At 68.5% G+C, this 23087-nt stretch carries 20 protein-coding genes; 4 read left to right on the forward strand and 16 right to left on the reverse strand.

Annotated elements, in window-relative coordinates; translation table 11 throughout:
* Positions 1-123: 123 nt before the first annotated feature.
* The 7 genes from NFL01S_RS11275 to NFL01S_RS11305 form a co-directional block, all read right to left on the reverse strand.
* A complete protein-coding gene (locus NFL01S_RS11275; RefSeq protein WP_062974238.1) occupies positions 124-2430 on the reverse strand; it encodes a SulP family inorganic anion transporter in 2307 nt (768 codons plus the stop codon).
* Between the two features lie 420 nt (positions 2431-2850).
* A complete protein-coding gene (locus NFL01S_RS34340) occupies positions 2851-4410 on the reverse strand; it encodes an AMP-binding protein (RefSeq protein WP_062974240.1) in 1560 nt (519 codons plus the stop codon).
* On the reverse strand, positions 4403-5005 hold the full coding sequence (locus tag NFL01S_RS11285; protein ID WP_062974242.1) for an energy-coupling factor transporter transmembrane component T family protein: 603 nt from the start codon (positions 5003-5005) through the stop codon (positions 4403-4405). Before NFL01S_RS11285 ends, NFL01S_RS34340 begins: the two co-directional genes overlap by 8 nt.
* Entirely contained in the window at positions 5002-5682 is a 681-nt protein-coding gene (locus NFL01S_RS11290) for an energy-coupling factor ABC transporter ATP-binding protein (protein ID WP_062974244.1), read from the reverse strand. Before NFL01S_RS11290 ends, NFL01S_RS11285 begins: the two co-directional genes overlap by 4 nt.
* 51 nt (positions 5683-5733) lie before the next feature.
* Positions 5734-6861 carry a thiolase family protein gene (locus NFL01S_RS11295; RefSeq protein ID WP_062974246.1) on the reverse strand — a complete coding sequence of 376 codons (1128 nt, stop codon included), beginning with the start codon at positions 6859-6861 and terminating at the stop codon, positions 5734-5736.
* Positions 6858-7979 carry an AMP-binding protein gene (locus NFL01S_RS11300; protein WP_062974248.1) on the reverse strand — a complete coding sequence of 374 codons (1122 nt, stop codon included), beginning with the start codon at positions 7977-7979 and terminating at the stop codon, positions 6858-6860. Before NFL01S_RS11300 ends, NFL01S_RS11295 begins: the two co-directional genes overlap by 4 nt.
* Positions 7972-8556 (reverse strand): biotin transporter BioY, encoded by a 585-nt coding sequence (locus NFL01S_RS11305; RefSeq protein ID WP_245670625.1) that lies wholly within the window; start codon positions 8554-8556, stop codon positions 7972-7974. Before NFL01S_RS11305 ends, NFL01S_RS11300 begins: the two co-directional genes overlap by 8 nt.
* A gap of 634 nt (positions 8557-9190) precedes the next feature.
* Here NFL01S_RS11305 and NFL01S_RS11310 point away from each other — a divergent pair.
* On the forward strand, positions 9191-11524 hold the full coding sequence (locus tag NFL01S_RS11310; protein WP_062974562.1) for a molybdopterin-dependent oxidoreductase: 2334 nt from the start codon (positions 9191-9193) through the stop codon (positions 11522-11524).
* 47 nt (positions 11525-11571) lie between these two features.
* Here NFL01S_RS11310 and NFL01S_RS11315 read toward each other — a convergent pair whose 3' ends face one another.
* From NFL01S_RS11315 to NFL01S_RS11325, 3 genes are all read right to left on the reverse strand, one after another.
* Positions 11572-12927, reverse strand: a complete 1356-nt coding sequence (locus tag NFL01S_RS11315; protein ID WP_062974250.1) for an MFS transporter — start codon at positions 12925-12927, stop codon at positions 11572-11574.
* A gap of 89 nt (positions 12928-13016) precedes the next feature.
* Positions 13017-13928 (reverse strand): NAD-dependent epimerase/dehydratase family protein, encoded by a 912-nt coding sequence (locus NFL01S_RS11320; RefSeq protein ID WP_062974252.1) that lies wholly within the window; start codon positions 13926-13928, stop codon positions 13017-13019.
* A 27-nt stretch (positions 13929-13955) separates the two neighbouring features.
* A complete protein-coding gene (locus NFL01S_RS11325) occupies positions 13956-14771 on the reverse strand; it encodes an SDR family NAD(P)-dependent oxidoreductase (protein WP_062974254.1) in 816 nt (271 codons plus the stop codon).
* A 163-nt stretch (positions 14772-14934) separates the two neighbouring features.
* Between NFL01S_RS11325 and NFL01S_RS11330 the strand changes: the two genes are divergently transcribed.
* Positions 14935-15687 carry an IclR family transcriptional regulator gene (locus NFL01S_RS11330; protein ID WP_062974256.1) on the forward strand — a complete coding sequence of 251 codons (753 nt, stop codon included), beginning with the start codon at positions 14935-14937 and terminating at the stop codon, positions 15685-15687.
* A 402-nt stretch (positions 15688-16089) separates the two neighbouring features.
* Here NFL01S_RS11330 and NFL01S_RS11335 read toward each other — a convergent pair whose 3' ends face one another.
* The gene (locus NFL01S_RS11335) at positions 16090-17001 is read right to left on the reverse strand and encodes a D-alanyl-D-alanine carboxypeptidase family protein (RefSeq protein WP_062974564.1); all 912 of its coding nucleotides are present in this window, start codon (positions 16999-17001) and stop codon (positions 16090-16092) included.
* Between the two features lie 138 nt (positions 17002-17139).
* On the opposite strand from NFL01S_RS11335, the gene NFL01S_RS11340 reads away from it, so the two are divergent.
* Positions 17140-17922, forward strand: coding sequence for a GTP pyrophosphokinase (locus NFL01S_RS11340; protein ID WP_307615070.1), 783 nt, complete (start codon positions 17140-17142; stop codon positions 17920-17922).
* Between the two features lie 117 nt (positions 17923-18039).
* On the opposite strand, the gene NFL01S_RS11345 is transcribed toward NFL01S_RS11340, so the two are convergent.
* Both NFL01S_RS11345 and NFL01S_RS11350 read right to left on the reverse strand, forming a co-directional pair.
* Positions 18040-18237, reverse strand: coding sequence for a ferredoxin (locus NFL01S_RS11345; RefSeq protein WP_062974257.1), 198 nt, complete (start codon positions 18235-18237; stop codon positions 18040-18042).
* A 5-nt stretch (positions 18238-18242) separates the two neighbouring features.
* Entirely contained in the window at positions 18243-19445 is a 1203-nt protein-coding gene (locus NFL01S_RS11350; protein WP_062974259.1) for a cytochrome P450, read from the reverse strand.
* A gap of 227 nt (positions 19446-19672) precedes the next feature.
* Between NFL01S_RS11350 and NFL01S_RS11355 the strand changes: the two genes are divergently transcribed.
* A complete protein-coding gene (locus NFL01S_RS11355; RefSeq protein WP_062974261.1) occupies positions 19673-20353 on the forward strand; it encodes a helix-turn-helix domain-containing protein in 681 nt (226 codons plus the stop codon).
* Between the two features lie 59 nt (positions 20354-20412).
* Here the strand turns inward: NFL01S_RS11355 and NFL01S_RS11360 are convergent, their stop codons facing one another.
* The 3 genes from NFL01S_RS11360 to NFL01S_RS11370 form a co-directional block, all read right to left on the reverse strand.
* On the reverse strand, positions 20413-21396 hold the full coding sequence (locus NFL01S_RS11360; RefSeq protein ID WP_210745130.1) for an SMP-30/gluconolactonase/LRE family protein: 984 nt from the start codon (positions 21394-21396) through the stop codon (positions 20413-20415).
* A 5-nt stretch (positions 21397-21401) separates the two neighbouring features.
* A complete protein-coding gene (locus NFL01S_RS11365; RefSeq protein WP_062974266.1) occupies positions 21402-22346 on the reverse strand; it encodes a sugar kinase in 945 nt (314 codons plus the stop codon).
* Between the two features lie 71 nt (positions 22347-22417).
* Positions 22418-23044, reverse strand: a complete 627-nt coding sequence (locus NFL01S_RS11370) for a bifunctional 4-hydroxy-2-oxoglutarate aldolase/2-dehydro-3-deoxy-phosphogluconate aldolase (protein ID WP_062974267.1) — start codon at positions 23042-23044, stop codon at positions 22418-22420.
* Between the last annotated feature and the right edge of the window lie 43 nt (positions 23045-23087).

Genomic DNA, 23087 nt, shown 5'->3' on the forward strand with positions numbered 1-23087 from the left:
CCCGGTCGGCACCCGGTCGGCACCCGGAAGACTGCCCTGAATTCAGGGCAGTCTTCCGGAGATGCCGGAGGCCGGGACCTTCTCCGTTGTGCGGAAAGATCCCGGCCTCACGGTGCGGCCGTATTACTGTCCGGCCGAAGCCGGTTCGCGATGTAACTGTGCGAGCACACCGTCGTTCTCGATCGGCGCGATGCCGTCCACGCGGACCTCGATGAGGCGCGCGCTGGCGATATCGAAGAACAGCCCGGACACGGTGGCCCCGCGTTCCGCGACGGCGCGGCGGACGGACGGATGCCGGTGCAGATTCTCCAGCTGAACGGCGATGTTGACCATGCTCAGCTGTTCCACCGGCCCGAATCCGGCGGCTTCGGCGGCACGGCCCACCGCATGGCCGACCTGGTAGCGGGCCAGACTGGCCTGTCCGTGTTCGAGCCAGTTGTCGATTCCGGGGCCTGCGGATTCACCCGAGTACAGGGCGTTCATCGCACCGCAGGACGAGTGCCCGCACACCACCACCGACCGGACGTTGAGTTTCTCGAGCGCGAAGACGAGGGCGGCTTCGACGGAAGCGTCCCCGTGTGCGGGTACCAGATTGCCGACATTGCGGACGGTGAACAGATCGCCCGGACCGCTGTTGGTGATCACATTGGGCACGATCCGGGAGTCGGAGCAGGTGAGGAAGAACGAGTCGGGGTCCTGTCCGTCGCGGAGTTCGTCGAGGTGCGGCCGTATCAGGTGGGCATGGCCGCGGTGGTAGGCGGCGATACCGGTGACCAGTGGATCATCGTTGTCACCGGACCCGCCCGCCGATCCGCTGCGATCGACCCGCCACGGCCCGAGGACGTCGTCGAGTACCACGCGACCGAGGCTGCGCGACGGTGGCGCTGCCTCGGCGCGCGCCATCCGCGCTTCGCCGATTTCGACGAAGTCGACTGTGCCACCGTTGCTCTCGTGCTGTCGGGCCCAGTCGGTGATGGCGTCGTAGGCGGCGTGGTCGAGGAAGTCGACCGTCATTTCCACGGTGACCGCAACGCCCTGCGGCACCGTCGCGAACGTGCTGGACAGTTTCGGCAGCGACAGGAAGGTGCAGGAGCCGTCGATCCGGATGAGCCAGCGGTCGGTGCCGCCGAGCGGTTCGACGGTGACCGCGACCCGTACCACGCGCCAGATCAGCAGCGCGAAGGCCAGCGCCAGACCGATGAGCACGCCTTCGAGCAGGTTCAGGAAGACCACCGCCAGCAGCGTGACTGCGTAGACGAGCAGATCGCCGGTGCGATGGGCGAGCCGGATATGGGCCAGTTTCACCAGTTGCACGCCGATGACGATCAGCAGACCGGCCAGTGCGGCCAGCGGGATCTGTTCCACGAGCGAAACCAGGGCCACCGAGAAGATGAGCACCCAGACGCCGTGCAGTACGGCCGAGGCACGGCTGCGCGCACCGGCGGCGACATTGGTGGAGCTACGGACGATCACACCGGTGACGGGCAGACCGCCGAGCAGTCCGGACAGGACGTTCGCCGACCCCTGGCCGATCATCTCGCGATCGAAATCGGCGCGCGGACCGGTATGCATCTTGTCGATCGCGACCGCCGACAGCAGGCTCTCCACGCTGGCGATGAGGGCGAAGGTCAGGATCATCACCACGATCGCGGCCCAGTCGCTGCGGGGCAGTTCGGGCAGGCCGATCGCATCGAACAGCGACCCGTCGATGGTGACCCGCTTGACGTCCATGGACAGCACCAGCGACAGCACGGTGGCCACGACGATCGCGGCCAGCGCGCCGGGAACGATCCGGACCCGTTCGGGCAGGTACTTCCAGCCGAGCATGATGGCGATAACCATCAGGCCGAGCAGTGTGGCGGGCCCGTGCAGCGAAAGCAGTTGGGCGGGAAGGTCGATGAGGTTGTTCCAGGCGGTGCTGTTGGATTCCCCGCCCAGTAGTACATGCAACTGTTGCAGCGCGATGGTGATACCGATACCCGCGAGCATCGCGTGCACCACCACCGGCGCCACGGCCAGTGCGGCCCGGGCGATCCGGCTCAGCCCGAAGAGGATCTGCAGGACACCGGCCGCGACAACGATGAAACCGGTTACCTTCCAGCCGAATTGATGGATCGATTCGGCGACGATCACGGTGAGGCCCGCAGCGGGACCGCTCACCTGTAGCGCGGAGCCGCCGAGGGAACCCGCGACGATACCGCCGATAACGGCGGCGATGAGCCCGGCCGCCACGGGGGCGCCGGAGGCGATCGCGATACCCAGCGAAAGCGGTAGCGCGACAAGGAAGACCACGATCGAGGCCGGTACGTCATGGCGCAGGATCGAGGCGAGGCGAGGGGATCTTAAACGGGTCCCGGACCCGGCGGGCGGCGCGCCCTCCGGATCCGGACCAGGTTGCGTACCAGGTGGATTCGAGCTTTTGGTTGCCATCGCTCTCCTTCGCCGACTCGGCCGGAGCCGAGGTCGGTTGACGATCAATATGTCCAGTCGGGCACAGACCGCGAACCGGCATCTCGCGGTGAAGTAGGTACTCGGCACAGCAACGGACCGAGACTTAAACCGTAGCCACCGTAATAGTAAAGACTTAGCAAAGCCTGAGAGGGCGCCTCCACTGCTGGTGATATGTCACCGAACCAATTCGTCCGATCGCTTCCGAGCCCTGATACCGCCGAAAACACTTGCAGAGCAGGAGATTATGAGTAGACGAACATAATCCGTACGGAGGGCCGGAACCCGGTGGCCCTCGTGCGGCGCAACTGTTCGTCAACTCCTCTTATAGTAAAGAACTACCCAAGCTTGGCAATAGATCTGGCGTGTCGAAAATGACAATCGCTGCGAAATCGCAACGTGTCACGGCGAGTCATGGTCGCGGCGGCCGTGGGCGCCGAGCGCGGCGAGCAGCGCCCGCCGGTCCACCTTGCCGCGGGGCGTCCGCGGGAGTGCGTCGAGCACCTGAATCCGCACCGGCACACTCGGACCGGGCAGCACCGCACGCAACCGCCGGCGTATCCCGGCCGGATCCGGCGCCCGCCGGTCCACGGCCACCACGGCCACCGGAACCCGCCCCCAGCGGTCGTCGGCGACCCCGAGACAGGCGGCCTCGGTGATACCGGGAATCGCGGCCAGAGCGGCCTCCACCGCCGCCGGTTCCACATTCAAACCGCCTCGGATGAACATCTCGCTGTCCCGGCCGAACAACCGCAGCCGCCGGCCGTCCAGGGCACCGCGATCCCCCACCGAAACCCACCCGTCCACCGGGCCGTCGACGACGCCGGCTTCGGTGAGATAACCGCGGAAAACCATATCGCTGCGCACGAACACCCGGCCGTCGCGAATTTCCACCTCGACCCCGTCGAACAGCTCCCCCACCGAATAATCATCGCCGGATCCGGCTCCGCCGTCCACGCCCGCGCTGTACGCTCTGCCGTCCACATTTTCGCCGTGCGCCGCGCCGGCGCCGCCCACTCCGGCTCCGATCGCCTCGCATTCGCCGACTGCGGCGGTGCCGTATCCACCGGCTCGGGCGCTGCCACCGTCGTCGGATCCGCCGAGACCGCGGTCGAACGAGACGAAGCTGAGTTCGGAGGCACCGTAGAAATGGGTGAGCGCCGCATTCGGCAGCACTTCGCGCAGCGCGGCCCGCCCGTTCCGGGGCCACCGCGCCGCAGAGGACAGGACTTCCCGCACGTCGCGATACGGGCCACCCGCCGAACGCACGACGTCCCAGGCGAGGGTCGGCACCGAGTACAGGTGGGTCGCGCCGTGCGCGAGCGCGTCGACGGCCGGCCGCAGATCGACCGCCGCGCCGCGGGTCAAGGCATGCAGGGCTCCGTAGAGGAAATGGGTATGGTCCAGTACCCCGGGTACTGCGACCGTATCGCCGGGCCCGATATCGAAGGTCCGGTCGGATCGATCCAGGGTGGCCGCCCAGGACGCCTGGTCCCGGACGAAGAGTTTCGGTTCGCCGGTGGTTCCGGAGGTGACGCCCACCAGCAGTTCGGAATCGGGCCGGGCGCCGGCGCCGGCGCCGGCGCATTCGAGCTCGGCCGCAGTACGCGGTACGCCGTCGAACCCCATCCGCCGCAACGGCCGATGCTGCGCCGCCACGGCGACCACGGCGCCGGGTTCGGTCACGGTCAGCACCCGCCGCAACTGGTCCGGCGACAGATGCCGGTGCAACAGCACTACACAGACCCCGGCCCGCATGGCCGCCGCCACCATGACCAGCGAATCGATATCCGAGGTCGGCAGGACGGCCACCCGCCGCATACCGGCCAAACCGCCGCCGACCCGCGCGACCCGCGCCCAGAACCGGTGATAACCGACGCACTCGCCCGCGGTGCGGACGGCGGGCGCCGCGGGCCGCGACAGCACCTGCCGTCCGATACGTTCCGCGAGCAGTTCAGTCATCGTCGACCCCACGAGCCGCGAGCGCATCCCCCATCGCGTCGGCGGTCCGCAACGAGCGCACCAGAACCGGGGTGACCAGTGCGGTCATCGACCATTGCAGGCCCCGGGCCCGCCGTGCTTCGGCGACATCGCGCACGATCGTCGCCAGCAGCGGGACGCAGCGGATCGCCAGCGCCAGAAGCAACCCGATCCGGTCCGGGTCCACTCCGACCCGCCGTAACGGCCCCAGCACCCGCGTGACCGCGTCCAGCATGTCGGTGACCCGGGTGGTGAGGGTGACCAGCGCGGCCAGCGCCACCGAGAACAGCAGCAACCCGCACACCACGATCGCCCGCGCCGGCGAGGTGGTCAGTACCTGGAATACCGCGATGATCGCCAGCATCCACACCATGGGGCGCAGCTGTTCCAGGACGATGCGCCACGGGATTCGGGCCAGGACGAACAGTCCCGCAGCGACCAGGGCGGCCACACCCAGATGTAACGGAGTACGCGCGAACACCGTGGCCGCCGTGATGAGTATCAGCAGCAGCACCAGTTTCATCCCCGCCGGTGTGCGGTGCACCGGCGAATCACCCGGCCGGTACAGCCCGATCACTCGACCAGCTCCCGATAGGCCGGCAGCGCCGCCTCGGGATCGCCGTCGAAGGCGACCGCACCGTCGTCGATGACGATCACCCGGTCGAACCCGGCCAACAACGACAGCTGATGGGTCACCACGATCACCTGCTGGTCGACGGCGTCTAGCGCCTCGGCGATGATCCGGGCATTGCGAAGATCCAGCAGGGTCGTGGGTTCGTCCGCGACGATCACCTCCGGCCGGCGGATCAATACCGCCCCGAGGGCGAGCAACTGTTTCTGCCCACCGGAGAGCAGATGTGACGGATGCTCCGCATGCCCCGCGAGCCCGAACCGGTCGAGGATCTCGGCCACCCGCGCGGCGACCTCCGCCTTGGCCAGACCGCTGCGCCGCAGCGAGAACGCGAGATCCTCGGCGACCGTGGGCATGACGATCTGGGTATCGGGGTCGGTGAACACGAATCCGACCTTGCGCCGCACCTTCGCCCCTTTTCGGGCGGTGTCGACACCGTCCACCGTCACGGTGCCGGAGACCGGGGTGAGCAGGCCGTTGATCATGCGGGCCAAGGTCGATTTCCCCGAACCGTTCGCGCCGACGATCCCGACACGACGCTCCTCGATCCGCAGGTCGATACCCCGCAACACCTGCCGCTCACCGAACGAATGCTGCACCGAGTCGAAAACGATCTCACTCACTCGGCGCCTCCGACCGAGCGCGCGGCGCTCCGGCGTGCCGCCCCGACTCGTTCACGCCACACGCTCCACCAGCATCGCGACTCCCTGACCGCCACCGATAGCGCAAGCGGCGAGGCCGAGTTCCGGACCGTCCGCGCGCAGCATTCGGCTCGCCAGCCGCACCAGCAGAACCGCGCCCGAAGCACCCCACGGATGCCCCATCGCGATCGCGCCACCGTCCGGGCAGATCCGCGATTCGTCGAGATCGAGCTCGTCCGCCACCGCCAGCACCACCGAGGCGAACGCCTCGGTGATCTCGACCACCCCCACATCGGATATCGTGCGGCCCGCCCGGCGCAGGACCGCCCGGACCGCCGGTACCGGCCCGAGGCCGGGAAATGCCGGATCACCGGCAGCGACGGCGGTGGCCACAATACGTAGCGCCGGGAGCCCGGCCGCCTCCTGCGCGGTCGTCACCGCGACCACGGCCGCGCCGTCGGAGATACCGCAGGAGTTTCCGGCGGTCACGGTACCGCCGGGTCCGAAACCGGGCCGGAGCCGGGCGAGGCGCGCGGTGGTCATCCCCGCGCGGATCCGTTCGTCGCGGTTCACTCCGGCCACCGGCACGATCTCCGGGGTGAAATCGGCGGCCGCGGCCAGTGTGTGCGAGCGGGCCGCGTATTCGTCCTGACGTTCCCGCGAGATGCCCCGGACCCGGGCGAGGTCATCGGCGGCGACACCCATATCGGGGTCCGGGAAGCCGGCCGGGGCGAACGGCGCCCGGGTGTAGCGCACCGGGTCTGCCCCGGCCACCGGCGGCCAGAACCGCCAAGGTGCGGTACTGGCGGATTCGGCGCCACCGGCCAGGACGAGCCGGTCGGCTCCGCTGCGGATCCGCAGTGCCGCCTGGATCACCGCGTCCAGCCCGGAACCGCACTGCCGGTCGACGGTCACCCCGGGCACCTGCGGGCCGAGTCCCGCCTGCAGCGCCGCGACGCGCGCCGGGTCGCCGCCGGGTCCCAGGCAGTTACCGAGGACTACATCGTCGATCGGGAGGTTCACACCCGCATCGCGCAGTGTGCCGGCCACCGAGGCGAGCACCGGCGCCGCCAGATCGGTGACGGTGAGCGAGGCGAACGCGTGACCGGCCGTGCCGATGGCGGTGCGCCGGGCGGCGACGAATACGGGGTCGAGATTCATACGAGCAAGTCTTTCAACCGGCCCCGGGCGATCTTCCCGGCGGCCGTGGTGGGCATTTCCCGGACCGGCACCCAGCGCCGCGGCATCGCTTCCCGGGTGAGCAGTCCGCGCGCCCGCCGCCGGACCTCGTCGATATCGGTGCCATCCAATTGGACTGCTGCGGTGATGGTTTCGCCGAATACCGCATGCGGGCTGCCGATCACCGCCGCTACCGCGACGCCGTCGATACCACCCAGGACCCGCTCCACATCCTCCGCGACGACCGTGGTGCCCCCGACATTGATCACCGCTTCCCCGCGACCGTGCACCCGTAGTTCACCGTCGTCGCCGAGTTCGGCGATATCGCCGACGCAGAACCACTCGGGCGCGCCGAGCACGGTGTACGGGGACCGCACGTGCAGCATCCTTTCCCGGATCCGTGTCTCGACCGCGGGGAGCACGCGCAGTGGTGCGGGAACCTCCCGGGCCGCGACCAGCGATACTTCGGAGGCACCGTAGTACTCGACGACGCGCAGGTGGCGGGCCGCGGCCAGCGCGCCCGGATCGGCCGCGATCCCGGCCACGATCGCGGTCCGCAGCCGCGGCGCCCGCGGTACCAGCTCACGCAGGACCGCCGGAACGGCGTGCACAACGGTGGCCCGGGCCGGGTCGTCGGTGACGCAGGCACCGCTCCACAGGGCGTGCAGGGCGCCGAAAAGGTGCATGGTGGCGTGCAGTGGGCCGGTGAGCAGCACGCGGTCCTGCGAGGTCACCCGGGTGATCTCGGTGAAAACCGGGAAGCTGTCGTACCAGGAGGCCGCTGTACGGGCCAGCGGCCGCGGCCGGCCGGTGGAGCCGGAGGTAGCGACCAGCAGGAACGCTTCCGCAGGCCAGGCGGACCGATGCGGGCGGGCGGCCGGATCCTCGACGGCGACCCGCACTGCGAGCCGCGCGGCCGCACAGATACAGACGAGGGCCTCGGCGACCGGCAGCGGGGAGGCATCGTAACCACGCGGTCCCGGTGGATACCGGTCGATCCACTCATCGACGGCGCGGTCGAGCTCGGCATAGGTGAAGGTGCGGCCGGCGAGGTCGAGCGCCGGCGCCGCGGCGGCACCGCCGAGTGCTCCGCTATCCACGGATCAACCCCGGGTAGGCACGGTGCACGCCTTTGGCCACGATCGTGGCGACGACCACTTTCAGCAGGTCACCGGGCAGGAAAACCCCGTTGGCCTGGATCGCGGCCAGTACTCCGAGATCGGTGCGCAGCAGCAGGCCGAGGGTGCCGAACAGGTAGATGGCCGCGATACCGCCGACCGCGTTGACCAGCAGCGCGGGTACCAGCGGGTACTTGGGAACGATCCGCGCCGTGAGCAGGCCGATGACCAGGGCGGCCGGTATCCAGCCGACCAGATAGCCGGCACTGGGACCGGCCAGGGCGGTGAGGCCCGTGCGCCCGCCGGACAGTAGCGGCAGGCCGATGATCGTCAGGGCGATGAACACCGCGACCGCCGCGGTGCCCTTACGCGCTCCCAGCACCGCTGGAGCGAGGATCACGCCGAGGGTCTGCACGGTGATCGGCACGCCGCTGAAGCCGACCGTGATCGCGCCGGGCAGGCCGAGTGCGGCGATGAGCGCGGCGAATACCGCGATCTGCGCCATATCCCGCGCCGTGGTGCGAGTCTTCGGCGCCCGCGAGTCCTCGACACCGTTCATGACGCCATCCTTCGCAACAACCGAGCTTGAACGTCGTTCAAGATAGCAACGCGCCCGTCACCCACAGACGCGGGCCCGTCTCGGCGCCCGCTCGGCCGGCCGAACGACCGCCGGTTCGCGGACGGCACACCAGCCCGCGCACCGCGGACCGTGCTCGCTGTGCACGAGTCCGCCACTAGGCCTCCCGAACCGGTCGACGCACGCAGTAGCAGGGCACACCTATCAGGATCCAGCGTCGACGTCGCGCCCTCCGGCAGACGGGCGGGCGCCTGCACGGCGGGTGCCGGGCATATCCCGCCCGGCACGAAGTGGCGGCGGGTGCACGGCGGATCGCGACCGGCCGACCGGACACGCGGCATCTGCGCCCTCGAGCGTTCCCGGACTCGCATACCCGGCTGCGCCGAACCGGCCAGTGACGCTGTGGGGCCATATCCGTCCCGTTCGTGCACAGGCAGCACCGCTCGCAATCCCCACGCTTCCGGACGCGTATCCGTGGTACCCGGACCCCGCGTGCACACTGGAAACCCGAGACACGCCGGATGCCGAGAGGTTCGGGCGTGGCAGACGGTGACACCGGGCCGGAACCGCACCCGCCGACGGGGTAACCGGCCGCCCGGCGCCGGAAAGGATGACGATGACGCGGGCCCGACCCACCGCTACCCACTGGGGGAACTACCTCATCGGCACCGCCGCCGACGGAAAGCTCTCGGTGACACCGCACGGCGACGACCCACACCCCTCCCCCATCGGGCGGTCACTGGCGGCGCTGCACGATCCCGCCCACCGCATTGCCCGGCCGGCGATACGCCTCGGCTATTACCGAAACCGGGCCGCCGCCGACCCCGCCCTCCGCGGACAGGAACCCTTCGTCGAGGTCGACTGGGACGAGGCGCTCGATATCGCCGCCGACGCATTGCGCACAACCCGCGCGACCGGCGGTAACCGTGCCATCTACGGCGGTTCCTACGGGTGGGCCGGAGCCGGCCGGTTCCACCACGCCCAAGGGCAGGTCCACCGCTTCCTGCAACTTTTCGGCGGTTACACCGCGTCGGTGGACACGTATTCGTTCGCGGCGGCCGAGGCGCTCATTCCCCACGTCCTGGGTATGAACGCCTACGTCGCCGCCCGGCAGGCCCCCAGTACCGAGGAAATCACCCGGCACTGCGCCCGCATCGTGTTCTTCGGTGGCGCCCCCCAACGCAACACCCAGGTCAACCCCGGTGGGATCGGGGCACATCCGGGCCCGGACCGGCCGGCTGCACTGCGCGGGGCCGGTATCGATATCGTCCATATCGGACCCGCTCGCGACGATTGCGACCCGGCCCTCGGTGCCCGCTGGATACCGTGCCGCCCGCACAGCGATACGGCGATCATGCTCGCCCTGTTGCACACTCTCATCACCGAAGACCTGCACGACCGAGCCTTCCTCGACCGCTACTGCACCGGTTTCGACCGGCTCGCCGAATACCTCACCGGCCGCAGCGACGGCGTACCCAAATCACCGGAATGGGCCGCGGAACTCGCCGAGGTCCCGGCAGCCGAGATCCGTGCGCTGGCCCGGCTGATGGCACGCGAACGCTGCCTGATCGGATTGCCGTACGCGCTGCAGCGAGCCGAGCACGGTGAGCAGAGTTATTGGGCCGCTTGGGCGCTCGCGGCCGCGCTGGGCCATATCGGGCTGCCGGGCGGCGGGGTGCTCATGGGTACCGGGGTCGGGATGACCAATAATCTGCAGCGCCGCTATCTGCCCTTCGAGATCGGTGCGCTGCCGCAGCCGGGAAACCCGGTCGCCGATATCGTTCCGGTCGCCCGGCTCACCGAGATGCTGGAACGCCCCGGCGGGACGGTCGACTACAACGGACGGGTCCTCACCTATCCGCCGATCGACCTGATCTACTGGGCCGGCGGTAATCCGTTCCACCACCATCAGGATCTCAACCGGCTGCGGCGGGCCTGGTCACGGCCGCGCACAGTGATCGTCAACGAGATCAGCTGGACCGCGACCGCCCGGCTGGCCGATATCGTCCTGCCGACCACCGCGTCCGCGGAGCGGGAGGATTTCACCGGTGGACGCACCGATCACTGGTTGACGCCCATGCATCAGACCCTCGCACCGTACGGCCAGGCGCGCGACGACTACGCGATCTTCACCGGTCTCGCCGAACGACTCGGTTTCGCGGAACAATTCACCGAAGGGCGTACCGCACGGCAATGGGTGGAGCAGCTGTGGCGTACCACCGTAGACAATGCCGCGGCCGCCGGGATCCGATTACCCGGGTACGCGGATTTCCATGCCGGCGGGCCTCTCGATCTGCGGCCGCAGCTGCCCGAGTCCCGCCATGTTCTCGAACTGTTCCGCGACGATCCGCGGCGGAACCCGTTGCGGACCCCGTCGGGCCGGATCGAACTCTTCTCCCGGACCATCGCCGAATTCAGTTATCCGGACTGCCCCGGCCATCCCGCATGGCTCCCGCCGCGGGAATGGCTCGGCGGCCCGGCGGCCCGGCGCTTTCCGCTACACCTGCTCTCCCACCAGCCCGCGACCCGCCTGCACAGCCAGCTCGATCACGGCGCCACCAGCCGGGAAACCAAGGTCCGCGGTCGCGAGCCGCTGCGGATGAATCCCGCCGACGCCGCCGCGCGTGGCCTGCACGACGGGGATATCGCGCGGATCCACAACGATCGCGGCGCTCTGCTCGCGGGGGTCCGGATCAGCGATGCGCTACGGCCCGGCGTGGTGCATATGGCGACCGGCGCCTGGTACGACCCACTGGACCCGGCCGACCCCGAATCGCTTGATGTACACGGCAATCCGAATACGGTCACCAACGATATCGGCACCAGTTCGCTGGCCCAGGGGTCCTCCGCCAACAGTTGTCTGGTGGAGGCCGAGCGCTACGACGGCGAACTCCCGCCGCTGTCGGCCGGCACACCACCACCGCTGGTGGACGCCGGCTCGATCCGATGATCGCCCGCCGGCGCCCGCTTCCGGCCCTCACGACGCCGTGCAGCGGCCTACTCGCGAACGAACTCCGCAGTCAGATCACGCCCGCGGGTTTCGGCCATACGCCAGATCGCCGTGGCCGTGACGAGCGCAGTGACGCCGATGATCGCACTGAGCGGCAGACTGGAGCCACCCGTCGAGGCGACGAAACTGCTCGCGATCAGCGGACCGAATCCGGCCCCGATCAGGCTGGCCATCTGATAGCCCAGCGATACCCCGGTGTATCGCATCTCGGTACCGAACATCTCCGCCAGCAGTGGCGCCAGCGGTGCGTACATGAGGTTCTGCACCACCTGTGCGATCAACAGGCCGACGGTCAGCCAGAGTACCGACCCGGTGTTCACCAGCGCATACAACGGGAGCGCGAAAACCACGGCGCCGACGGCGCCGGCCATGGTGACGGTCCGGCGCCCCAGCCGGTCCGACAACGCGGAGAACAGCGGAATACAGACCAGCGATACCACCGACATCGCGACCAGCGTGCGCATCACCTCGGATTCGTCGTATCCGGTATCGGTGGCGTAGGCAATGATGTGCGAGGTGGTGAGCGCGGTGAGTGCGAACGGCCCGATTCCGGCGGCGCACGCCAAGAGGAGCGGGCGCGGATTACGCAGCAGCTGTACCAGCGGTGTTGCGGCTTTCGGTTCGGACTCGGCTTCGGCCTGTTCCAGGGCCTCCCGGAAGACCGGGCTCTCCACCACACCCAGGCGCACATACAGGCCGACGGCCACCAGCAGTCCACTGAGCAGGAAGGGCAGGCGCCAGCCCCAGGAGTACAGGCTCTCGTCCGGAAGCATGGTCACCACCATGACCACCACGGTGGAGAGCAGGAAGCCGATCGGAGAGCCGAGTTGCATGATTCCGGCCCATTTACCGCGGCGATCCTTGTCGGCGTGCTCGATCACCATGAGTGCCGCCCCGCCCCATTCGCCGCCGATCGCGATGCCCTGGATGAGGCGGAGCGCGACCAGCAGAATCGGAGCCAGCACACCGATCGTCGCGTAATCCGGGAGCAGGCCGATGACGAAGCTGGCGCCGCCCATCATCACCATCGTCACGATCAGCATCGATTTCCGCCCGAGTCGATCACCGAAATGACCGAACAGGATCCCGCCGATGGGCCGGGCCGCGTAACCGGCGGCGAGCGTGCCGAAGGCGGCGATGGTGGAGGCGGCCGAGTTCGACGACGGGAAGAACAGCTTGCCGAAGACCAGCGCGGCCATGGTGCTGTACAGAAGGAAGTCGTAGTACTCGAGGACGGTGCCCAGCAGGCTCGACAGCGCAACTTTACGCAACTGGGTGTTGTCACCGGGTGTATCTGCCCCCGACGGGGTTTCGGCTCGCGGCGGTTGTTTCTCTGTGTACATGGGGGCTCCAGCGTCGGTGATCAAGCCTGGGCGCCGCCCTGGCTACGGCGAAGATCTCGCCGTAGCCAGGCGCGCGGACATCGGATGGTTCAGTGCGCGGCCGTGACCACGTCGATGAGTGCTGCGACGGCGCGAGCGCAGTCGTTGCGGTCGTAACCCAGCCGCTGCACCACGCCGGCATCGGGCTCGTATGCCAATGTGTTGCCGCGACCTTGGACGATGGCGGCGTCCGGCAGCAGCGGATGCTGTTCATCGCGTTCGGTGATTTCCCGCGCGCCGCCGGCCGCGTCGACCATCATCTGGAAGAACTGCCGGTACGAGAGGTTCTGGTCGCCGATGAGATACGCCGCACCGGACTCCCCGTCGCGCAGGGCACCGCGGATCGCCTGGGCCAGCGCGCCGGCGGACATGTAGTTGGTACCGCCTGCCGGGGCGAAATCGGGGATATCGGGCTCGTTTCCGGCCGCCCACGAGACCATCCGCCGATAGCGGCGGGCCGAGGCACCGGAGACCGCCCCGATGATCGAGGGCGGATTCAGCGTGCACACGTTGAACGATTCGTCCGCGAGGGCGCGAGCCCCCTCGTCGGCCGCCTTCCGGGCCGCGATATACGGGTTGTCGTCCGCGAGGTCCGGTCGCAGCTGGTGGTAGTAGCTGCCGACCTGGACGAAACGGCCCACACCGGCCTGTTTGGCGAGTTCGGCGAACCGCGGCACGCCAACGATCTGGGTATCCGTCCAGAACTGCCCAGGGTCGTCGCCGGCTTTCTTGTGCCGTACATCCTGGCCGGCGCAGAAGACGATGCCGTCGAACCGCGACAGCTGTTCCCGGCTGAAGGTGGGAACGGTGTAATCGCCTGTCAGCAACGGAAAGCCGGTGACCGGCGAGTTCTCGGGGATCGCCCCACGCGCCGCAACGGTGACATCGTCGCCGTGTTCGCGCAGGTGCAGCGCGGCGTGCGCGCCGATCATGCCGGTGCCGCCGATGATCAGAATTTTCATCACAGAGAGAACTTTCGGTGCGTCGGGTCAGGGGTTGCGGGGACGGTTGGTCCAGCCGCCGGAGTGGCGCGGCACCCAGCCACCGGCGGCGTGGGTTCCGCCGTCGACATGGATGGTGCCGCCGGTGACGAAACGAGAAAGGTCGGAGGCGAGGAACAGCGCCACACCGGCCACATCGTCGGGCTGTCCGGGACCGCCGAGCGGCGACCAGGTCGGCCACAGGTGCTGGTCCTCCTCGGGAACGAGTGCGGCGTAGGGCACCTGGACCGATTCGATGAGGTCCGGGGCGATGGCGTTGACGCGGATACCGGCGGGGCCGGTCTCCGCGGCAAGTGAGCGGGTGAATCCGGTCAGTGCGGCCTTGTACCCCGAATACACTGCGTGGCCGGGGATCGCACGATGGGCTTCGACCGTGGTGAGGTTGATGATGGAACCGATGCCGCGCTCGGTCATCCCGGGGAGCAGCGCATGGGTCAGGCGCAGGACGTGCCCGAAATTGATGTCGTGCAGTTCGTCCCATAACGCCGGCGCGTTGGTGGCGAAGGTATGTGGCGGCTGCACATAGTGGCCGACGTTGTTGACGAGTACGTCGGGCCGGTGCTCGACGATTCCGGGCGGACACGGCGATACCCGCACATCCCATTCCACCTGCGTTATCGAGCCGCCGGCGGCGGGATCGAATTCGACCGAACCGATCGGCTCGATATCGGCGACCAGGACATCGGCACCGTGCGCCGCGAATGCCCGCGCGACGGCGGCGCCGATACCGGCGGTACCGCCGGTGACCACGGCCCGCCGGCCCGCGAGCAGCGCACCGGGGGTGAATGAGCAGAGTTCGGTCATCCACGGATTACAACCCGCCGGCATCGCACCCGACAGCGGAGTTTCCGGACAGTGGAAGTATTCGTCCCCCGCCGGCCGCGGCGCGTTCTATGGTGCGAGGGGCGATGCGACACCCTGACGTGGTGTTATCCCGCCGCATCGGCCGAGCGAGGAAGGAGACCGGATGCGATCGCAGAACACCCGCGAGACCCCGACCGGAGTCATGCAGCGCGCGGCCTCGATCCTCGATGTGCTCGACGGTGCCGAACCCATGAACCTGTCGCAGATCGTCGCGGCCACCGGGCTACCGCTGTCGTCGGCGCATCGCGCGTTGGAACAGCTGGTCGGGTTGCGCTGGGTGCACCGGCACGGCAAGAAATACCAGCTGGGTATGCGCATCATCGAGCTCGGTTCGGCCGCTTCTCAGCAGAATGCGCTGCGCCGGGCCGCGCTACCCAGCCTGCATTGGTTGCACCGGGTAACCGGCTGCATCGTGCACCTGGGCGTCCTCGACGGCGACGAGGTGGTCTATCTGGAAAAGGTCGGCGGAGAACTCGTGGCCGGTATCCGATCGCGTGTCGGCAGCCGGATGCGCGCGGAGACCTCGGCGATCGGCAAAGCGCTGCTCGCCCTCGACCGGCCTGCCCATACCGGCTCGCCGGATATCGACCGGGCCCGGGAACTGCGCGTGGTCTACGAGCACGAGCGGTGCATGAAAGGTTTCAGCTGTGTGGCGGCCCCGATCGGGACGATGGGCCACGGGGAGCCCGCCGCGGTCTCGGTTTTCGGTTCGGTCGCCAAGATCCGCGCGGACCAGCGGATACACCTGTCGGTGCAGACCGCGGCCGCCGAAATCGGGCGGCGGCTCGATCTGCCCCGATCCGGTACGGCTCAGCAGCGCCCTGCCCGATCCCGGCAGAGCCGATTGGGTGCCTAGCAGGTACTCCGCGCTATCGCTGTCGGAGCTCCGGCAGCGCCTCCCACGCTGAATACGAGCCGCCACTCGGCCGGCCGCCTGCTGAACCCGGGCAGGCCGGCCACCTCTTTCTTGGCATTCCCCGCCGGTAACGGTCGACGGCCACATCGTCACCTCAGTGGCCACCCCGGAGCCGTGCGTAGCCTCGTAGGCGCGGTCGGTGTCGCGGCGATCGTGCCGGACGACGGATTCGAGGGTATCGACACAGATATCGCTGCGTTCCTCGGTGAGCGGCCGGCCCGCTACACAATTCTCGAGCGGTATATCTGCCTGCCGGAAATACCCCCGCCATGCCACGGGCAAATTCTCGAACACGAGCTGCGGGCGCCGGTTCGCCGACTGCGGGACAGCGGGTTCCCATGGTCAGCCGGCGGGCAGCGAGCTGAGGATCGGGACGAAACCCCAGTCCATGATGCGCCGGGCGTCCGCCGTCGCGGCGTCCAGGTCGTGCGGTGAACTGTTCAGGACCACGCCGATCAACCGCTGGCCGCCGCGGGTCGCCTCGAACAGCAAACAGGTCCCGGCGGCGTTCGTGGATCCGGTCTTGATACCGGCGGTGCCCGGATACTCCTGGAGCAGCCCGTTGGTGTTCTCCCAGACATGATGCCGATTCGCAGGCCCGGCCGGCTGGTGCTGGACCGGTGTGCCGACGATCTGCCGGAACACCGGATTCGCCATCGCGTGCCGGCCCAGCCGCACCAGCTCCGCGGGCGTCGAGTACGTGGCGAAATCGTCGGGGACGGGCAGGCCGCTGGGGTCGCTGAAATGCGTATTCGGCATACCCAGCCGGTGCGCGGTGGCATTCATCTTGGCGACGAAAGCGTCCCGGCCGGGGCCGAATGCTTCGGCGAGGGCGTACGAGGCGTCGCAACCGGACGGCAGCATCATCGCGTACAGCAGCTGCCGCGCTGTGAGTACTTCACCCGGTACCAGGCCCGCGGTACTGCCCCCGTGGGCGGCGGCGGAGTCGACGGCCGCCTGCGACACCGTGATCGGTCGTTCGAGATCACCCGATTCGAGTACGACCACCGCCGTCATCACTTTGGTGAGGCTGGCGATCGGCAGCCGGGTGTCGGGCTGCCGCGACCATACGATCAATCCGGTATGGGCCTCCGCCAGCGCCGCCGCGGGCGCCTGTACGTCCTCCGGCTGGAGAGTCAGCGGAAACGGAAGCTGAGCCGAGCCGCCCGGAACCGGGGCGGCCGCGACGGTAGGCGCGAAGACGACGAGCACTCCGGCAAGGACCGCCGGCAGCACACGGGTATAGGTTCGCATCGCCACATTCTGTCGCCTGACCTGGTCCAACGGTGGGATATCCGGCCCGAGGCGTCGCCGCGGTGCGGTATGACCGGAATCATGGTGGATATCACTCGATGTGGCGGGGAAATCGCTGGTGAAGGCACAATGGGCGCAATGAAGCCCTGGCATCCGGACACCACAGCCGTCGATGGTTCATCCGGCGAACCGGGGCGAATCGATCTCGAGCACGTCCAGACGCTGCGCGAACAGTTCGTCGACTTCATGCTCGGCTACAAGTTCGCGATCGACGAGATCACCACGAAGATCAATATCCTGCGCGAGGACTTCAACAGTACCCATGAGTACAACCCCATCGAGCATGTGGGATCGCGGCTGAAATCGCCGGAAAGCGTGCTGGAAAAGGTGCGGCGCAAGAACTACCCGATGAACCTGGCGGCGATCCGGGAAAATGTACTCGATATCGCCGGGGTCCGGGTGGTCTGCAGTTTCATCTCCGATATCGCCCAGATCCGCGATATGCTGGCCGGCCAGGAAGACATCACCGTCCTGGAAGAACGCGACTACATCACCTACCGCAAACCGAACGGCTATCAGAGCTTGCACCTGATCGTGTCCATCCCGGTGTTCCGCTCCGCACGCACCGAACGGATACCGGTCGAGATCCAGATCCGCACCATCGCCATGGATTTCTGGGCCAGCCTGGAACACAAGATCTACTACAAGTACCGGGGCGAGGTGCCCCCGAATCTGCGCAGCGACCTCGCGCAGGCCGCCGAGGTCGCCACCCAGCTCGACGAGAAGATGGAAACGCTGCACCGCCAAGTGGACCGCACCGGCCACGTCCGCACCGGTCCGGCCGATTCCCTGGACCTCACCGGGCTGTATCAGAGCCTCGCGGCAGAGCGTTCCGCCCGGCCCGGCCCGCCCGAACGGTGACGGTCCACCGGGCTCCCGCCACCTCGACACGCTCGACCGTCCGTCTGCCGCCCGACGACGGGCGCCGGGTGGCCATCACTCCCTCTGGTCAGGATGTGGTCCCTCCGACACGTCCGGTCATGGACTCTCCGCGAGCTGTATCGCAGCAGCGGGGCACTCCTGTTCGGCCTCCCGCACCCTGACGTGCAGCTCCGGTGGTGGGTCCGTGTCGAGCACCACCGACCTGCCGTCGCCGGCTTGTTCGAAAACCTCGGATGCGGCCAGTACGCACATTCCCGCACCGATACACGACCGGCGGTCCACCGATACCCGCATCCGGCTCACCACGTGACCGGCAGGCTGTGCACGCCGTAGACATCCGCGCCGTGCCGCAGCGGTACGGCGTCGGGTGCCACCGCGAGGCGAAGCTCCGGAAAGCGCGATACCAGGGCGGGTAACGCTACTCGCATCTCGACGCGGGCGAGTTGCTGCCCCAGGCATTGGTGCAGGCCGTACCCGAAGCCCAGATGGCCGGTGGCGTTGCGGTGGATATCCAGCGTATCGGGGTCATCGAATCGGCGGGCGTCGCGGTTCGCTGTCTGCAGCGAGAGGGCGACGGTTTCGCCCGCGGAGATCGTCCGGCCGGCCAGCTCGATATTGGTGAGTGCCACACGCGAGTTGGTGTGCACGATGGTCAGGTAGCGCATGAGTTCCTCGACTGCGCGGTCCGCGAGGTCGGGGTCGGTGTGCAGCGCGGCGAACTGGTCCGGGTGGGTGAGCAGGGCGAAGGTACCCAGACCGAGCATGTTCGCGGTGGTGTCCAGTCCGGCGCCGAGGAGAAACGTGCCTATTCCGGCGAGTTCGTCGTCGTCGAGATCTGTGGCGGTCAGATCACTGAGCAGATCGTCGGTCGGAGCGGCTCGTTTGGCGGCGACCAGACCGCGCACATACTCCTCGATCGCCGCGAAGGCCGTGAGCTGATCGGTTTGACTGCTGCCGGCGCTGTTGACGGCGAGCGCGTGGTGTTCGAAGGTCGCGCGGTCGGCGAACGGTACCCCGAGCAGCTCGCAGATCACCTGTGCCGGGATCGGGTGCGCGAACTTGTCGACGAGGTCCAGCGGCCCACCCGAGTCCGCCATCGCATCCAGGCAGGAGTGTGCGATCTCCTCGACGCCGGCGGTGAGTTGCCGCATCCGGCGCACCGTGAACCGGCCGATGAGCAGGCTGCGATATCGGGTGTGCTGCGGTGCGTCCACACCCAGGAGGTCGCCGAGCGGAGCGGGCGACAGCGGACCCAGATCGGCGACCGGGTTGTGCATCAGTTCGTAGCGGGAACTGAACCGGCGGTCGGCGAGCACGGCCCGGACTTCGGTATGGCCGGTGGCCAGCCAGCCGTGGTGACCGTCGGGGAAGGTCCAGCGCGTGAGTGGACACTTTTCGCGCTGCTCGGACAGTTCGATCGGAGGATCGAAGGGGTGTCCCGGCGGTCTCCGAGTGTGCAGCGCCGCTGCGGTGTTCTCAGCTGCTTCTTGTGACTGTGTCATCGTCGCTCCCGATCTCGCCGTTTCGTACAGATCAAGACGAACGCTAAATTGCATTAAGAATGTGCTCAACGATAAATTTGCGCAAACTTGGCTGTATGCAGCTCAGTTTAGGTAAATTGGTTGCAATTGCCGTGCGGATTAATGCTTCCTTGGGGAGCTATCGTTGCAACGCACTGCCGATGAACGCTGTTGCCGACCGGATATCACAGAGAGAGGGCCCCTCCCCGATGCCGGGATCCAGACTGTCCGCGGAGGACCGCAGAGAGATCGCCGCCGGCCTGCGAGCCGGAATCGGCTACGCCGCGATAGCACGGCAACTGGACCGGCCGACATCGACGATCAGCCGGGAGGTCAACCGCAACGGTGGCCCCGGGCGTTACCGTCCCGACCGGGCACACCGAGTCAGCCGGCAACGATCTCGCCGGCAGGCACACCCCGGACACGCACACAGCACCGTCGACACCCGCGTACTACCCGTTGTCGACCGTCTCACTTCGCTGTTCGTCGAGACGGGGATGCCGCGCACCGCCGCCGGCGTATTGGCGTGCCTGATGACCGCCGACGACGGCAGTTCGGTCGCCGCCGAACTCTCCGCGACACTGCGCGTGAGTCCGGCGGCCATCTCCGCCGCGGTCGGTTATCTGCACGCACAGGAACTGATCTACCGGAAACAAGATGCACCCCGGCGCCGCGACCGCTACTTCATCGACGAAACCGCCTGGGCGCGCGCCACTATGGCGGGCGTGCGCCAGAATGCGGCGATCGCCTCCGCGGCCCGCAGCGGCGCGGCGGTGGTCGGCGCCACCACAGCCGCCGGCGAACGGCTGTCCGGTATGGCCGATTTCCTCGACCATGTCGGTCGCGACCTGACCGCCTCGGCCCAACGATGGACAAAGCTGCTGACCTGACCGGAAACCCCTTTCCGGGCAGCGAGGATTCGCGCCGCTGAATTCTCCGCTCCGATCGGTCACACCTGAGCGCCGAAGGTTGCCGTGGGCAGCCCCGCGACTGTCGTCGAAGTGACCAACGTGGCACCGTCGAGCAGACCCGGTTCCGTCAACCCGTGCGTCGCGGTGGTGACCAGTAATCGGTGCGGAGCACGGATGCTGAACGCGATGCTCGTCGGCTGCGCCGCCGGCACAGGCACCACGTCGACCAGGCTGCCACCGGGGCTGTACCGGTGCAGTCTGCGGCCACCCCACAGCGCCGACCACACGTATCCGTCCGCGTCGACGGTCATACCGTCGGGACTCGCATCGTCGACCGTGGCGAAGACCGCCGCGGGCCCGTCGATACCGCCGTCCTCCCCCACCCGGTACTGCAGGATCACCCCGCGTGCACTGTCGGCGAGGTACATGGTGGTGCCGTCGGAACTGAATGCCGGGCCGTTGGGGACGGTGAGCCCCTCGAGAACCGCGTGGACGCTGCCGTCGGGGTCGACCCGGAACAGCCTGCCGGCGCCGGTGGTGCCGTCATACGGCATCGCGCCGGCCCAGAACCGCCCGGCGGGGTCGGCGACACCGTCGTTCATCCGCATCGGAACGAGGCTGTTGTCGAAAGGCCGGGCCAGCCAGTCGATCTCGATATCGGCACTGCCGGACCCGGCACCGTCGGATACGTCGAGCAGCGCGATACCGGGGCCCGCTGCGGCGATCCAGCCGCCGCCGGCGCGCGGCGCGACGGCACCGAGTGGGACGTCGAGCCGCAGTCGTTCCCGTACGGCGTCCGCCGAATCGGCCGCCGGCTCACTGGACGGCTTGCCGCCGATTCCGCCGGACATCCCACCGCCGGTGCCCACAGGCAGCCCGCCGTCGGTGGCTACAGAGGGGCTGCCCTCGGTCTCCAGCAACACTCCCGCCAGAAGGTCGACGAACACGAATCCGGCCGCGGTCGCCCGCGCCCCCTCACCGAGTTCGTACCGTGCTCCGCCCAGCGCGGTCCACTCGCCCACCGCGCTCATCGCAGTGCCGCCCCGGAACCCGCCGTGATCAGGCCCAATTCCTCGCGACTCGGCAGCCCTTCCCAGTCGCCGCGGCTCGACACCGCGAACGCGCCGAGCGTGTTTGCGCGCGCGAGCCGTTCGGCGATATCGCCGCCGTCGAGCAGCGCGGACAGGTATCCCGCGGTGAAGGCGTCGCCGGCGCCGATCGAGTCGACGACACTCACCCGGTGTCCTTCGCCCGTCCTCACGCCCGCGGCCGTGTGCGCGGCGGCTCCGTCGGCGCCGAGCTTGATCATCACTTCCGATACGCCGCAGTCGATGAGCTCCCCGGGATCCCGTGCGACGAGACCTAGTTCGTCCTCCGAAGCGATCACCACGTCCGCGGCGCGGGCCAGCGGGCGCAGCGTTGCCGCGGCAGTATCCGGATCCCAGAGCCGCGAGCGGTAGTTCACGTCGAACGAGATCAGCGCGCCGCCGCCGCGGGCGATGCGTACGGCCTCGGTCACGGCCTCGGCGGCGCTCGCGGACAAGGCCGGTGTCACGCCGGTGATATGCAGGATACGCGGCATGTCCGCCAGTGCCGCAACGGAATCCGCTGCCCGAACTCGGGAGCCCGCGGAATCGCGGCGATGGTATTCGACGCGGGTCACGTCCGGTAGCCGCTGTTCGAACAGCACCAGCCCCGTGGCTCGGTCGGTATCGCGGGAGACGGTGTCGACGAGGACGTTCTCCGCGCGCAGGGTGCGCAGTACCAGTTCCCCGGACTCGTCGGCGCCCAGCCTGCCACCCCACCGCACCCCGTGACCGAGGCGGGCAAGACCTATCGCCACGTTGGACTCCGCACCGGCGACCGCCAGGGTGGCGTCACCACCGAACCGGATTCGCTCCGCGACGCGTACCGCGACCATCGTCTCGCCGAGGGTGACGACGTCGAGCGCCCGCTCGGGTGCCACGCTCATGCTCTGTCTCTCGGGCATGAGCGAGGGCCCCGCGTGGTTACGCTTCGCCACCTCCTCCGGGCCGGACCCGCTCATACCTGCTCCCGCACAGCTTCGAGGAACGACCGCGCCCGCAGCCGCAGCGCCACCAAGTCCCCGCCGTTGGGTGCGTCGCCGCACAGCGGGCTCGCGACACCGACCGCGACCGCGCCGTTGGCCAGGTACGCCGGCACAGTGTCCGCGCCGACCCCGCCGACCGGGATCAGCGGGATATCGGGAAACGGTGCGCGCAGATCCTTGAAGTACCCGGATCCCATCGTGGACGCCGGAAAGATCTTCACCGCATCCACACCGAGACCCACCGCCGTGATGATTTCCGTGGGTGTCAGAGCACCGCAGAGCACCGGGACACCGTCGTCGATCGCGGCGGGGACCGAAGGCGCCAGGCCCGGGGTGACGATGTAGGTGGCACCGGCGTCCCGCGCCCGGATCACCTCGCCGGGAGTGAGGACGGTACCCGCGCCGAGCTGGATTCGTCCGTTCAGCCTCGTCGCGACCTCCTCGATCACCCGCAGCGCGCCGGCCGAGGTGAGGGAGACCTCGAACAGCCGGACGCCTTCGTCGGCGAGCGCCAGCGCGGTGTCGATGGACGCGGCGGCGTCGGTACCACGGATGATCCCGAGAAGCCGGTGTGCACGTAGATCGTCGAGCAGGGTCATCAGATGCCTCGATTTCGTCGGTTCTCGTATCGGCGGCTGCCAC

Origin of the sequence: Nocardia flavorosea NBRC 108225 (assembly GCF_001613385.1) — a bacterium.
Taxonomy (GTDB): Bacteria; Actinomycetota; Actinomycetes; order Mycobacteriales; family Mycobacteriaceae; genus Nocardia; species Nocardia flavorosea.

Bases quoted from the DNA above. Each gene is read 5' to 3' on its own strand.
- NFL01S_RS11370 (WP_062974267.1), bottom strand. From the start codon at position 23,044: ATGACCCTGCTCGACGATCTACGTGCACACCGGCTTCTCGGGATCATC.
- NFL01S_RS11295 (WP_062974246.1), bottom strand. From the start codon at position 6,861: ATGAATCTCGACCCCGTATTCGTCGCCGCCCGGCGCACCGCCATCGGC.
- NFL01S_RS34340 (WP_062974240.1), bottom strand. From the start codon at position 4,410: ATGACTGAACTGCTCGCGGAACGTATCGGACGGCAGGTGCTGTCGCGG.
- NFL01S_RS11350 (WP_062974259.1), bottom strand. From the start codon at position 19,445: ATGACACAGTCACAAGAAGCAGCTGAGAACACCGCAGCGGCGCTGCAC.
- NFL01S_RS11355 (WP_062974261.1), top strand. From the start codon at position 19,673: ATGCCGGGATCCAGACTGTCCGCGGAGGACCGCAGAGAGATCGCCGCC.
- NFL01S_RS11325 (WP_062974254.1), bottom strand. From the start codon at position 14,771: ATGACCGAACTCTGCTCATTCACCCCCGGTGCGCTGCTCGCGGGCCGG.
- NFL01S_RS11335 (WP_062974564.1), bottom strand. From the start codon at position 17,001: ATGCGAACCTATACCCGTGTGCTGCCGGCGGTCCTTGCCGGAGTGCTC.
- NFL01S_RS11310 (WP_062974562.1), top strand. From the start codon at position 9,191: ATGACGCGGGCCCGACCCACCGCTACCCACTGGGGGAACTACCTCATC.
- NFL01S_RS11305 (WP_245670625.1), bottom strand. From the start codon at position 8,556: ATGAACGGTGTCGAGGACTCGCGGGCGCCGAAGACTCGCACCACGGCG.
- NFL01S_RS11345 (WP_062974257.1), bottom strand. From the start codon at position 18,237: ATGCGGGTATCGGTGGACCGCCGGTCGTGTATCGGTGCGGGAATGTGC.
- NFL01S_RS11365 (WP_062974266.1), bottom strand. From the start codon at position 22,346: ATGAGCGTGGCACCCGAGCGGGCGCTCGACGTCGTCACCCTCGGCGAG.
- NFL01S_RS11340 (WP_307615070.1), top strand. From the start codon at position 17,140: ATGAAGCCCTGGCATCCGGACACCACAGCCGTCGATGGTTCATCCGGC.
- NFL01S_RS11320 (WP_062974252.1), bottom strand. From the start codon at position 13,928: ATGAAAATTCTGATCATCGGCGGCACCGGCATGATCGGCGCGCACGCC.
- NFL01S_RS11330 (WP_062974256.1), top strand. From the start codon at position 14,935: ATGCGATCGCAGAACACCCGCGAGACCCCGACCGGAGTCATGCAGCGC.
- NFL01S_RS11275 (WP_062974238.1), bottom strand. From the start codon at position 2,430: ATGGCAACCAAAAGCTCGAATCCACCTGGTACGCAACCTGGTCCGGAT.
- NFL01S_RS11315 (WP_062974250.1), bottom strand. From the start codon at position 12,927: ATGTACACAGAGAAACAACCGCCGCGAGCCGAAACCCCGTCGGGGGCA.